The sequence below is a fragment of the Cupriavidus sp. SHE genome, from assembly GCF_000812445.1.
GTDB lineage: Bacteria > Pseudomonadota > Gammaproteobacteria > Burkholderiales > Burkholderiaceae > Cupriavidus > Cupriavidus metallidurans.
On the sequence record NZ_JWMB01000012.1, the window covers coordinates 110,053 to 122,023 of the forward strand.

Consider the following 11,971-nt stretch of genomic DNA (forward strand, 5'->3'; position numbering starts at 1 on the left):
TCGACACAGCTGTCACCTTTTCCGCCCGGCGTAGCGGTGAACCAGTGCATCAGCACATCGGCGCTTCGTCGGGCTCCACAGACTTCCGCATCGAGAGAACAAATATGGAGACATACCAAGACCTGTCGCGGCTCGTCAGCCCGCGTTCCATCGCCCTGGTTGGGGCCAGCGACCGCAGCGGCAGCATTGGCGCGCGTGCACTCGAGAATCTGATGGACCATTCCGACTTCAAAGGCGACGTCTATCTGGTCAACGCGACCAAGCCGGAAGTGGCAGGGCGCAAGGCATGGCCCGATGTGGCCTCGCTGCCGGCAGTGCCCGACACCGCTCTGGTAGCGGTGCCCGCCGAGCACGTGCTCGCGGTGCTTGAACAATGCGGCGAGAAAGGGGTGCGCTTCGCGATTATTCTGACCTCGGGCTTCGGCGAAGCCGGCGAGGAAGGCAAGGCCGCCGAGCAGACCATGAAGGAGATCGTGGCGCGCACGGGCATGCGCATCTACGGACCGAATTGCCCGGGCCTGACCAATATCACGGAGCGTCTCGGCTTCACGTTCTCGCCGTCGTTCCGGCACGATCTTCGCGGCGGGCCGGTCGGGCTGGCCACGCAGGGTGGCGGCCTGGGCCGCAATGTGCTTCAGGCGATGGACCGAGGCATCGGCGTGGCGCTCTGGAGCTCCAGCGGCAACGAGGTCGATCTGCAGGTGAGCGACTTCATCCACTACATGGCCGACGCGCCGGATATCAAGGTCATCGCCACGCTGCTCGAAGGCGTCAACGATGGCCGCAAGTTCGTCGCCGCCGTGCAGCACGCGGCGCGCAAGGGCAAGCCGGTGGTGGTGCTGAAGGTGGGACGCTCCGAGTACGGCCGCAAGGCGGCGCAGTCGCACACGGCGTCGATCACCGGCTCGGCGGAGGTCAACAGCGCCGTGTTCGCGCAGCTTGGCGTGGTGGAGGTGGATGACATCGACGAATTGATCGATACCGCCTGGCTGTTCGCGCGCGGCATGCCGCGTCAGGGCGGCGCGCTGGCCATCTATTCGGGATCGGGCGGCACTGCGGCACTGTGCGCCGACATGGTCGGCAATGCCGGATTGAAACTGGCGGAGTTCGCGCCGGAGACACTTGCGGTGCTGCGCGACGCGCTGCCGTCGTATGCCGCAATCGACAACCCCATCGACACCACCACCGCGGTGATGGCAAAGCCGGAGCTGGCGCGCACGTGCCTGCAGGCGGTCTGCAATGACCCGAGCGTGTCGCTGGTACTTTTGCCGCAGGCGCTCGAGTATGGCGACATCACCAAGCTCGCTGCCGATATCACGGCCGACGTGCAGAAAGAGAGCCCGGTGCCGATGTTGCCGATCTGGATGAGTGAGCGTCAGGGCGGGGCCTACAAGGTGTTTGCCGATGCAGGCTTGGCGCCCGTGCGCAGCATCAGCAAGGCGGTCAAGGCCGTGGAGCGCTGGATGGGTTACGCGGACTGGCGCGCCCGCGCCGATATCGACTTCAAGCCGCTGATGCAGATTGCAGCGCGGCCCGTCGCCGATGTGCCGACGCGGGCCCTGTCGGAGCCCGAGGGAAAGGCGATGCTGCGTGCGGCCGGAATCGCTATTCCGGTGTCCCGCGTGGCGGCCACGCTGGCGCAGGCACGTGTGCTGGCGCGCGACGTGGGATATCCGCTGGTGGCCAAGGTGGTGAGCGAGCAGATCCAGCACAAGTCGGACGTCGGCGGCGTGGTGGTCGGCATTCACGATGATGCTGGACTCGAAGCGGCATGGGAGAGCATTCACACGTCGGTCAAGCGCAATATGCCCGATGCGCGTATCGACGGAATTCTGTTGGAACACATGGCCGCGCCGGGTGGACTGGAGATCCTGATTGGCGTGTCGCGCGATCCGGTGTTCGGGCACATCCTGACCTTCGGTCTCGGCGGGATCTACGTGGAAGTCTTCAAGGACGTATCGCGCCGGATGTTGCCGCTGTCGGCCACGGAGGCAGAGGCCATGATTCGCGAGGTGCGCTGCTTCCCGCTGCTCGATGGCGTGCGAGGCAAGCCACGACGCGACGTCGCCGCGCTGACGGCGCTGCTGGTGAAAGTCTCGGACTTTGTCGTCGCGCATGGTGACCATCTGGTCGAGATGGACCTGAATCCGGTATGGGTCGGCGTTGCGGGAGAGGGCGCATTGCCGCTCGATGCGGTGATCGTGATGGAGCAAGGGGAGGGGGGAAAATGAGCACGTCCGGTGCCACCCATGCGGCCCATGCGGCGAATGCGGCGAATGCGGTGAATGCGATGGCAGCGCCGCCACTCGCGGGCGTGCGCGTCGTCGACCTGACCGAATTGCTCCCCGGCCCGTTCCTGACGCAGACGCTCGTCGAGATGGGCGCCGAGGTGGTGAAGATCGAACGCCCACCGCACGGCGACAATGCCCGGCACCTGGCGCCGGGGCTGTTTGCCGCGCTCAACCGCGGCAAACACAGCCTGTATTGCGACTTGAAGAGCGACAGCGGACTGGCCGAGGTGCGGGCGCAGATCGCGCAGGCGGACATCCTGATCGAGTCCTATCGCCCGGGCGTGATGCGTCGGCTCGGGCTGGACTACGAGGGCCTCCGCGAGCAGTTTCCCCGGCTGATCTACCTGTCGCTGACCGGGTTTGGACAGGACGGTCCCCATGCGCTGCTGCCAGGGCACGACATCAACTATCTGGCTGCGGCGGGCGCGCTGTCGCTGACGGGCACGCCCGGTGGTTCTCCGGTGCACCAAGCCATGCTGCCGATCGCGGATCTGGCCGGGGCCTCCATGGCGCTATCCGCGCTGCTGGCCGCGCTCTACCAGCGCACAGTGAGTGGACGAGGCCAGTATCTGGATGCGGCGCTCGCCGATAGCGTTCTGCACTGGATGGCACCGAGGCTGGGGCTGTTCCGCCAGAAGGCCGCAACCACGCCTGACGCACAGCGAGCGATGCTGGGCGGTAAGCCAGCCTATGGCGTGTTCCGTTGCAGGGATGGTCGATATCTGACCATCGCCGCGCTGGAGGAGCATTTCTGGCGCGGTCTGAATGACGTGCTGGGTCTGTTTGCCGCCAATGATGCGTGTTGCGTGGACCACGCCGCGAGGACCGCGAATGCGGAGACGATCAATGCGCGCCTAGCCGAGCGCGTGGCGGAGTATGACGCCGATACGCTGATGGCGCGGCTGGCGAATGCGGACCTGCCGGTGTTCCCGGTGCTGGATGCGGTGGAGGCTGTCGCGCAAGCCCGTCACAGATCGGGTGCGCGGATCACGGAGACGGAAGACGGGCCGCTGCCGGGATTCCCCGTGACGCTGGAAGGCATGGCCTGACCATGGCCTGACGTCACGTGGGGTGCAGGCCTTGCCCGCGCCCCACGATGATGTCCTTGCTGATGTCCCGATGGTCAGTCCAGCTTGGCGCCGGACTTCTTGACCACATCCCCCCACTTCACGATCTCGGCCTGGATGAAGCTGCCGAACTTGGCTTCGGAGAGACCGTACATCGGCATGCTGCCGTAAGGCTCGATCGACTTGCGTACCTCGGGGTCGCGCAGCGCTTCCTCCGTTGCCTTCGAAATCAGCGCCACGGTCTGAGGCGGTGTGCCAGCTGGCACCAGGATGCCGGACCAGCTGCTGGCCTGTGCCATGGCGAATCCCGATTCGGCAATGGTGGGCACGTTCGGCAGCAGCTCCAGACGATCCTTGCCGGTCGTGGCGAGCGCGCGCAGCTTGCCGCTCTGGATAAACGGCAGCACGATGCTCGGATAGTCGAACATCACGTCCACCGTGCCGCCGAGCAGGTCGTTGATGGCCGGCGAGCTGCCCTTGTAAGGGATGTGGGTCAGCTTTATGCCGGCGCTGGCCTGGAACAACTCTGCGCTGAGATGCGTGCCGGTGCCGGCGCCCGCCGAACCGAAGTTGACCTTGCCCGGATGCTGCTTCGCGTACTCCACCAACTCCTTGACCGTCTTGTACGGGCGCGAGGCGTTCACGACCATGATCGTGGAAGTTTCGGAGAGCGCGTGGACCGGGGCGAAATCCTTCAACGGGTCGTAGCGCACCTTGCTGTACAGCGCCAGGTTGGCCGCCATCGTGCCCTGCGTGCCGTATATCCACGTGTAGCCGTCGGCCGGCGCGCGGGCCGCCACTTCCGTGCCGACCATGCCGCCCGCACCGGGGCGGTTTTCCACCACCACCGACTGCTTCAACGTTTCCGACATCTTCTTGGCGATGGTGCGCGATGCCGTATCGGTGATGCCTCCCGGGGTGAACGGCACGATCCAGGTGATAGGCCTGCTCGGGAACTTGTCTTGCGCGAATGAAAGCGCCGGCGCCAGTGCCAGCGTTGCCAGCAGCGATCGCAGCCGGACTCGGAAACTCCTGTTCATGATTGTCTCCTTCTGGTTATATATTCCGATATATCGAAGAACTATACAGCCAATCGCAGAAAAGACAAACACGAAATCCCCCGGTCCGGGCAAGAGACCGTGTGGCTGAGCGTCGCGGGGGATCTTCCGGCTTCAGGTCACGCCGGCAAAAGGAGGGCCGGGGGCTGCGGTCGTGCCGGAGCCCCTGACTGGTCAGAAACGGATGTGTTCAGTTGTTCAGTACTTGATGTCGCGGGCGGTCTGTCGCCCTTGCTGCTTGGTGTCCCGCTTGTCCTGCCGGCATTGCGAGTTGCTCTTCTGATCCGCTGCGCGGCAATCCTGTTTGGTGTCGCGCGAGCCCTGGCGGGTGTCCTGGCGGACGTCGCGGCCAGCGCGGCGTTGTTGCGCCTGCTCCGTGGCGCCGGCCAGTCCGGGCGCCGGGATGACAACCATCGCGATGACCAGCGCACCGAGCTTTCTATAGATGTCCGTCATTTGCCTGCCTCCCCAAAATCAAGCGACGAAGTCGCCCACCAAGACGTCTGGTAGCCAACCCACCTGGACGTCAGTCTACCCCTCCGCGCCTCATACGATCAGTTGATTCTCCAACGTAACGCCAGGGGATACGTTAGCCATACGGTTGTCGCGCTCATGGCGAGCCATCGAACAACGCGTACAGGGAAATCAGAACAAGGGGGAGCCGTATGACATATCCTGCGAAGCTGACTGCAATGTCCTTTGCTTGCCTGACCATCGCGTTGGCGGGTTGTGGAGGAGGGGGCGATTCCACGCCAACGAGTGCCACCACCTCGAGCACGGGAACGCCGACGACCACGCCGACCACGCCGACAACGCCGACCACACAGTCTCCGACCATCCAGCGCAATACGCTTCTGTCAGGCATCACGGATCCTGGTCCGAATGTCGGCAACGATGGGGACTTCTATATCAATACCGCCACCTGGATGATCTTTGGGCCCAAGGCCAATGGCGTGTGGCCGGCGGGCGTGTCTCTGGCGGGGCCCGCAGGTGTGAATGGCACCAAGGGCGCGACTGGCGCCACCGGAAATACCGGCGCAGCCGGCAACACCATTCTTTCCGGCTCGATCGACCCGACTGACAGCGTTGGCAATAACGGGGACTACTACATCAACACCGCAACGTCCACGTTGTTCGGGCCCAAGGCCAATGGCACGTGGCCACCGGGTACTTCGCTGGTGGGGCCGGCTGGCCCGAGCGGCAACCCCGGCGCGCCTGGCACCAACGGCAGCGCCGTGCTGTCTGGCAGCGGCGCTCCCGGCAACACCATTGGCAACAATGGCGACTTCTATCTCGACACCAGTACCTGGACGATCTACGGACCGAAGGCCAATGGCGTCTGGCCGGCGGGGGTATCGCTGATCAACCAGGGTTCAAGCGGCAGCGGCAGCGGTACTGGTACTGGCACGGGCACGGGCAGTGGTTCCGACCCCGGCGGCCACATCCTGTCCGGGAGCGGCGCTCCGTCCGACAGCATCGGGGTCGACGGCGACTTCTATCTCGATACCACAACGTCCACCCTCTACGGTCCCAAGACGGGGGGCAAGTGGCCTGGCACCGGTATCGCCATGACCACCGGCACCGTCTACAGCGGCAACTTCAATGTGCCCGACACATTGAGTCGTGGCGCGTATGTCATGACTGGCGACGGTGGCGCGGTGGCCTTGCCGAGCGATTTCGGCGTCACGATCCCGTACGACTGCAGAAGCTTCAGCCTGACGGCCACGACGCTTGGCAAACCTACGGGCGTGTTGAACCTGGCTGTGTTCAAGGTCACGGGCTCTGGCGCTTCCGCGACGTACGCACCGGTCAGCGGGTTGAGTTGCAAGATCAGCAATGGTCAGCAGAACTGCAGCGTGCTGGCTCCGGCAGGTGCGATAGCACATGGCGACAAGCTGCAGGTACAGCTCGACAACAACCAGGCGACGGGCTGGGGCGGCCTCTCGGTCAACCTCGCGTGTTCGCTATAGCCTGATGATGACCGCTGCTGGATGCCGCGGTCATCATGCGTGCAGCGGGACGTCCTGTCCCTCTGCACGCTATTGGCAATCGCCGGCATCGGGCTGGACGTAGCGCGCGGGCCGGATCACAGACTGGCCGCTACCAGACGTTCGATGGCGCCGACAGCCGCAACCAATCCATCCTCCTGCGCCATGCGTTCGCCAAGTGCCCGGGCGCGATCACACACCTCTGGCCGTTGTGCGAATGCAATCGCCTGTGTCAGCGTGGAAGCCCGCAGCCGTTTGCCTGGGACCGGATCGCCGGCCACGCCGGCGTCCCGTAGCCGATGCGCCCAGAAGAACTGATCGCCCGCGAACGGCACCGCCACCGACGGTATGCCGGCCCGCGCCGCCGAATGCGAGGTACCCGATCCGGCGTGATGAATCGCCATTGACGTCCGGGGGAAGAGCCAATGATGCGGGGTCTCGCCCACGACAAAGAAGTTCTTCGGCAATGACACCCCATCAATGCCGCTCCAGCCCGGATAGAACAGCGCGCGCCGGCCAGCAATGGCAGTGATCAGCGCATCGGTCATTGCCACGTGATCGAACCCGGCCATGCTGCCGAAGCCGATGTAGATGGGCGCTTCGCCCGCCGCGAGGAATGCCTCGAGCGCTGGAGGCGGCATCCAGTGGGTCGTTGCGGCGCTCCATTGCCCGCAGACGAATGCGTTCGCCGCCCAGTCCCGTGGGCGTGGCAGCAGGCTTGGCGATACGCCGTAGAGCATCGGATGATCGCTCCACACATGCTTGCGTGCGGGCAGGCCGCAGACATCGGCCCGCGCGGCGTTGGTGGTTTTCTTGAATGCCTGCCAGAGCAGTTCGTTCACCAGGCGGTGGCTGGCGCGATTGAGCCGTCGCGGCACCTTGCCAGGCGGCAGGAAAGGCGAAGCGAAGTCGGTGGTCGGCGTGATGGGGATCAGGCCGGTACCGATGGCCGGGATGCCGCGATACTCGGCCACGGAAAGGCCGACAAAGGCGGTCAGCCCGGAGATGATCAACGCATCGCAACCCTCCGATGCCTCGGCGACCTCGCGCATCCAGGCCGGCGTGCTGGCATTGGCGATGGCCGCCAGCGCACGACTCGTGTCCTGGAATCCGCCCTCGCGACAGACCGCGTTTGACAGTGCCTGCCCCGGCGCCAGCGCCTTGCGGATATCGCCCGAGAGTGCGGAGGCCGGGACGTCGAGTGCCTCGGCCGAATGCAGCGTCGAGGCATCAGCCAGCAGATGCACCTCATGACCCGCGTCGATCAATGCCCGGGCAAGCGCCGCGAGCGGGCGCGTGTCGCCTTCGGTTCCATAGGTCACCACCGCCAGCTTCATCGTTCACCTCTGCGTCGTACGGGCCTGTGAGAGGCGATTATGGCATTCATGGTTGCGAGGATCTTGTCTGCACGAGCGAACATGCAGTCGTTCGTCGCGCCGCGCGAAATGCGCCGTAACACAGCTTACAGACCGGGCGTCGTCTGCCTGCGGAGTTGCCGCATTAATGCAGGCAAGGGCGACGTCCCAATCAGAAACGACGGCCCGAACACCCTGACAACGTATGCGGAGGAATCAATCATGAAGCGCAATTCCGTTCTTCTTGCTGGCCTGATCGCAGCCACCCTCTCGAGTATCGCCAGCGCGCAAACCGGCGCGGTGACCTACGACACCCAGCGCGACGTCAACCAGCAGCAGCGGATCGAGAATGGCCTGAAGTCGGGCACGCTGACCACGCGAGAGGCGTCGAGCCTGGAGAAGCAGGAGTCGAAGGTCGACCGCATGGAAGCCAATTCGCTGCAGAACGGCAGGCTTTCGCCGCAGGAGCAGGCACGCATCCAGAACGCGCAGAACCGCGTGAGCCAGGATATATCGCGTGACACGCACAACGGCAAGGTCGGCAACCCCGACAGCGTATCGTCACAGCGGATGCAGGCCGACGTCCAGCGCAATATCAATCAGGAGACGCGTGTCCGCAATGGTGTGGAAAATGGCTCGCTGACCAACCGGGAGACGGCACAACTCGAGCGTGGCCAGGCGCATGTCGATCAAGCGGAAGCGCGCGCAGGGCGTAACGGCCATGTCGGGGCAGGCGAACAACGCTCGATCAATCGTGCCGAGAACCATGCCAGCGGCCAGATCTACCACGACAAGCACAACGGGCATCGTCGCGGCTGAGCGCCGCAGGGCAGATGCGTAAGCGCGGGCGGCGCGACGCTAATTCGCGACCGCCACGCGCACTTGCTTCAGCGCCCGGAACGGTTCGAGCTGGTCGGCGGTGGCATCGCCATCTGTCACCAGCGTCCATCCGCGTTCCAGTGGGGTCCAGTGCTGCTGGCGGGCGCGGCCCAGCTTGGTCGAGTCGGCCAGCACGAAGATTTCGGCGGCCTGCCGGATGATGCATTCCTTCAGGTAAGCCTGTTCGGCGCTGGCCTCGCACAGGCCCACGCCAGCCACGACGCCGTCGGCGCCCAGGAATGCCTTGTCAACGCTGATGCGCGACAGCGCCAACTGTGCCAGCGGGCCGAACGTGCCCATGCTCGACGGCCGCACATCGCCGCCGATCAGCGTGATGCGGACTTCGGGCAGGCCGGCCAGGGCAGTGACCACGAGCAGGTTCGTCGTGTAGACATGCAGGTCTGAACGCGCGGCGAGCATTCGGGCCAGCGCGGCCGCCGTGGTGCCGCTATCGAGCAGCACGGCATCACCGTCGTCGACAAAGGTCGCCGCCATGCGAGCGATCGACTCCTTCTGGTCGCGTTGCAGTGCCTTGCGTTCCTCGAGCGAAGCCTCGGGTTCGTGGCCGCCGATCTGCATCAGCGGTGCGGCACCGCCGTAGGTGCGCACGATGCGCCCTTCGCGTGCCAGCGCGGTGAGGTCGCGGCGCACCGTTGCTTCGGATACGCCGAGGTTGCTGGTCAACCGTTCAACGTTGGCATCCTCGCCGGACAGTACGAGTTCGAGGATGGCGCGGCGGCGGTCGGCGGCTTTCATGGATGGGAAAAGAGAAAAGGGGATCGAAAACGATCCCCGATCTTACCGCAGCGGTGGCTGGCTCAAGCTGCGTGGCAGGGCGGCAGGGCCGCCGTCCCGCTCACGCGCGGCGGGTAGCCAGTTCCGCGCCCTGGCGCAATGCTTCCAGCAGGCTGCGCTCGTCGGCGATGCCCTTGCCGGCGATATCGAACGCGGTGCCGTGGTCCACCGACGTGCGGATGACTGGCAGGCCCACGGTGATGTTCACGCCGGCTTCCAGGCCAAGCACCTTGACCGGGCCATGGCCCTGATCGTGATACATGGCCACCACGAGATCGAAATCGCCACGGCCGGCGCGGTAGAACAGTGTATCGGCCGGCAGCGGGCCTTCCACATCCCAGCCGCGCGCGCGCAGCGCTTCCACGGCCGGAATGATCTTCTGCTCTTCCTCGCCGTGACCGAACAGGCCGTTCTCGCCAGCGTGCGGGTTGATGCCGCAGACGCCGATGCGCGGGGCAGCGATGCCCGCGCGCTGCAGCGTCACCTGGCCGCGCTCGATCGTGCGCTGTACCAGACCGGGCTCGATCTTGCGGATGGCATCCAGCAGGCCGATGTGCGTGGTGACGTGAATCACGCGCAGCTTCGGCGCGACGAGCATCATGGAGACTTCGGGCGTGCCGGTCAGGTGCGCCAGCATCTCGGTGTGGCCCGGAAACTTGTGGCCGCCCGCGTGCAGGGCTTCCTTGTTCAGCGGCGCGGTGCAGATCGCATCGATCTTTTCTTCCTGCGCCAGTCTGACCGCGCGTTCGATGTAGCGGAACGCGGCGTCGCCGGCCACGGCGGACAGTTTGCCGAACGGCAGGTCTTCGGGGATCAGGCCCAGGTCGATGCAATCGATCGTGCCCGGCTCGAAGCGTGCTTCCTCGGGCGACTGGATCGCGCGGATCTTGAGTGCCGAGTTGACGAGCCTGCCTGCCTGTTCGAGACGGCGCGCATCGCCGATAACCAGCGGGCGGCATTGGGCGTAGACGGTTTCGTGGGCCAGGCTCTTGACGATGACTTCGGGCCCGATGCCCGTGGCATCACCCATCGTGATGCCGATGACAGGAATGTAGTCGCTCATGTTTGTCTTTATCCCGTTTCGTGGGGCGGTTCAGTTCTGGCGCATGGCTTGCCACGCCAGCCACAACGCGGCTTCGGTGCCGAATGCACCGGCCTTGGTGGCCACGCGGCGCGCCGGCGCGCCAGGGAGGGATTCAATGGTGTCGGACAGTGGCACGCCGGGTTCGACCTCGTGCCGCAATGCCAGCGCGGCAATTCCGGCCGCGCCGAGCATGGCGCGCGCGGTTTCGCCGCCGGTGGCGATCAATCCGCCAACATGTTCGAAGGAGGGCAAAACCAGTTGCGCGAGCGCGGTCGACAGCCGCGGCCCTTCGGCCGGGTCGAATGCATCGTCGCGGCCGATACTGAGCAGCAGGTCGCGGCCGGCGCTCAGGCTTGTCGTGATCGATTGCAGCGTGGTGGTCCATGCGGGATGGCCCGGGCCATCGCGTAGCGTCTGCGGCGCCACGACCAGAGCTTCCATGCGCGCCCGCTCGCACAGGTAGGCGGCTTGCTTGCCGGAAATTCCCGACATGCTGCCGACCATCGTCAGCACCGGACCCTGGTGATACGTGACCGGAGATGTCGTCGCCGCACGCGTAACCTGCGCTACGGTGGACAGCGCGCGCGCCAGTCCGCCGGAGCCGACCCAGTACGCCGGCGTGTCGAGCTGATTCGAGGCGTAGGCCAGGGTCACCAGATCCTGTTCGGTTTCGGCGTCGCAGACAACAGCCGCGATGCCGTCCGCCTGTCGCGCACGCAACTCGGCGAGCACGGCCGGGGCGCCTGCCCGAACGACGTCGAGCGGCATTAGCGCCGTGGCCAGTCCGCGCGCGGTGAGCAGCGCCACCATGTCAGCGTGACCGCTCAGGCCTTCCAGGCGCCAGATGTCGGTGTCTTCCAGTGGCTGGCCGTTGACGAACATACGGCCGCCGCGTGTGGTGCGCCCTGTCGCGGGGAACGCTGGCGCGATGATCGCCAGCCCCGCCAGCGGTTGCAATGCCACCGTTTCGGTGGCCCAGTTACCGCGCAGGGTCGAGTCGATTTTCTTGTACAGCCGCCGGTGCCGGCCGTCGCCGCGATGCCAGGCGTCGATGTTGCTCGTGGTGGCATCTTCGGGCGTCATGCGGCGGCTATCGACATCAGCCGCCACGATTTCTGCATCGGCGATGCCGACGGAATCGGCCACGTCGAGTGTGACCACCGCGCGCGCGCCGTGCGCGGCAAAGCCGATTGCGCAGTCAGCGGCGCCGGACAGGTCGTCGGCGATGATCAGCCAGGTCATGCGGTGGTCCTGGCCACGGCCGCGCTGGTGCGATTGGCTACCCGGCGTGCCACGAATGCGGTAACCAGCGGCGTCAGCACGGCGGTCACGACCACGCATGCGGCCACCAGGATCGTGGCGCTCTTGGCCGCTTCGGTATAGGCGGGGTTGGCTGCCGCCACCAGCGTGGGTACCGCCGCGGCATTGCCCGCGGTGCTTGCCGCCGCAACGCC

11 protein-coding genes are annotated in these 11,971 nt (G+C 65.6%); 4 read left to right on the forward strand and 7 right to left on the reverse strand.

Annotation, left to right across the window (positions count from 1 at the left end; all coding sequences use genetic code 11):
• The first annotated feature begins 104 nt into the window (after positions 1 to 104).
• A complete protein-coding gene (locus RN01_RS06435) occupies positions 105 to 2,231 on the forward strand; it encodes an acetate--CoA ligase family protein (RefSeq protein ID WP_024569942.1) in 2,127 nt (708 codons plus the stop codon).
• Positions 2,228 to 3,340, forward strand: coding sequence for a CaiB/BaiF CoA-transferase family protein (locus tag RN01_RS06440; protein ID WP_017515305.1), 1,113 nt, complete (start codon positions 2,228 to 2,230; stop codon positions 3,338 to 3,340). Before RN01_RS06435 ends, RN01_RS06440 begins: the two co-directional genes overlap by 4 nt.
• Before the next feature lie 74 nt (positions 3,341 to 3,414).
• Here RN01_RS06440 and RN01_RS06445 read toward each other — a convergent pair whose 3' ends face one another.
• Together RN01_RS06445 and RN01_RS06450 are read right to left on the reverse strand one after the other, a co-directional pair.
• Positions 3,415 to 4,398 (reverse strand): tripartite tricarboxylate transporter substrate binding protein, encoded by a 984-nt coding sequence (locus RN01_RS06445; protein WP_024569941.1) that lies wholly within the window; start codon positions 4,396 to 4,398, stop codon positions 3,415 to 3,417.
• A gap of 216 nt (positions 4,399 to 4,614) precedes the next feature.
• Positions 4,615 to 4,872, reverse strand: coding sequence for a hypothetical protein (locus tag RN01_RS06450; protein ID WP_017514184.1), 258 nt, complete (start codon positions 4,870 to 4,872; stop codon positions 4,615 to 4,617).
• A gap of 209 nt (positions 4,873 to 5,081) precedes the next feature.
• Here RN01_RS06450 and RN01_RS06455 point away from each other — a divergent pair, with 209 nt between their 5' ends.
• Complete coding sequence (locus RN01_RS06455) at positions 5,082 to 6,386, forward strand: hypothetical protein (protein WP_024569940.1); 1,305 nt, start codon at positions 5,082 to 5,084, stop codon at positions 6,384 to 6,386.
• A gap of 116 nt (positions 6,387 to 6,502) precedes the next feature.
• Here the strand turns inward: RN01_RS06455 and RN01_RS06460 are convergent, their stop codons facing one another.
• Positions 6,503 to 7,741: a glycosyltransferase gene (locus RN01_RS06460; protein WP_017514182.1), complete on the reverse strand. Its 1,239-nt coding sequence runs from the start codon at positions 7,739 to 7,741 to the stop codon at positions 6,503 to 6,505.
• A gap of 240 nt (positions 7,742 to 7,981) precedes the next feature.
• Between RN01_RS06460 and RN01_RS06465 the strand changes: the two genes are divergently transcribed.
• Positions 7,982 to 8,578, forward strand: coding sequence for a hypothetical protein (locus RN01_RS06465; protein WP_017514181.1), 597 nt, complete (start codon positions 7,982 to 7,984; stop codon positions 8,576 to 8,578).
• Between the two features lie 39 nt (positions 8,579 to 8,617).
• Here the strand turns inward: RN01_RS06465 and RN01_RS06470 are convergent, their stop codons facing one another.
• The 4 genes from RN01_RS06470 to RN01_RS06485 all read right to left on the reverse strand — a co-directional run.
• Positions 8,618 to 9,394 carry a DeoR/GlpR family DNA-binding transcription regulator gene (locus tag RN01_RS06470; RefSeq protein WP_017514180.1) on the reverse strand — a complete coding sequence of 259 codons (777 nt, stop codon included), beginning with the start codon at positions 9,392 to 9,394 and terminating at the stop codon, positions 8,618 to 8,620.
• Positions 9,395 to 9,494: 100 nt separating this feature from the next.
• Positions 9,495 to 10,496 carry a 4-hydroxythreonine-4-phosphate dehydrogenase PdxA gene (gene pdxA, locus RN01_RS06475; protein ID WP_011517169.1) on the reverse strand — a complete coding sequence of 334 codons (1,002 nt, stop codon included), beginning with the start codon at positions 10,494 to 10,496 and terminating at the stop codon, positions 9,495 to 9,497.
• A 30-nt stretch (positions 10,497 to 10,526) separates the two neighbouring features.
• Positions 10,527 to 11,759, reverse strand: a complete 1,233-nt coding sequence (locus RN01_RS06480; protein WP_017513552.1) for a four-carbon acid sugar kinase family protein — start codon at positions 11,757 to 11,759, stop codon at positions 10,527 to 10,529.
• Positions 11,756 to 11,971 (reverse strand): 2-keto-3-deoxygluconate permease (locus RN01_RS06485; RefSeq protein WP_039016656.1); only part of this gene is annotated, 216 nt, incomplete at its 5' end. The genes RN01_RS06480 and RN01_RS06485, both read right to left, overlap by 4 nt.

Coding starts and splice junctions, on each gene's coding strand:
- RN01_RS06450 (WP_017514184.1), bottom strand. CDS start 4,872: ATGACGGACATCTATAGAAAGCTCGGTGCGCTGGTCATCGCGATGGTT.
- RN01_RS06470 (WP_017514180.1), bottom strand. CDS start 9,394: ATGAAAGCCGCCGACCGCCGCCGCGCCATCCTCGAACTCGTACTGTCC.
- RN01_RS06465 (WP_017514181.1), top strand. CDS start 7,982: ATGAAGCGCAATTCCGTTCTTCTTGCTGGCCTGATCGCAGCCACCCTC.
- pdxA (WP_011517169.1), bottom strand. CDS start 10,496: ATGAGCGACTACATTCCTGTCATCGGCATCACGATGGGTGATGCCACG.
- RN01_RS06480 (WP_017513552.1), bottom strand. CDS start 11,759: ATGACCTGGCTGATCATCGCCGACGACCTGTCCGGCGCCGCTGACTGC.
- RN01_RS06440 (WP_017515305.1), top strand. CDS start 2,228: ATGAGCACGTCCGGTGCCACCCATGCGGCCCATGCGGCGAATGCGGCG.
- RN01_RS06455 (WP_024569940.1), top strand. CDS start 5,082: ATGACATATCCTGCGAAGCTGACTGCAATGTCCTTTGCTTGCCTGACC.
- RN01_RS06445 (WP_024569941.1), bottom strand. CDS start 4,398: ATGAACAGGAGTTTCCGAGTCCGGCTGCGATCGCTGCTGGCAACGCTG.
- RN01_RS06435 (WP_024569942.1), top strand. CDS start 105: ATGGAGACATACCAAGACCTGTCGCGGCTCGTCAGCCCGCGTTCCATC.
- RN01_RS06460 (WP_017514182.1), bottom strand. CDS start 7,741: ATGAAGCTGGCGGTGGTGACCTATGGAACCGAAGGCGACACGCGCCCG.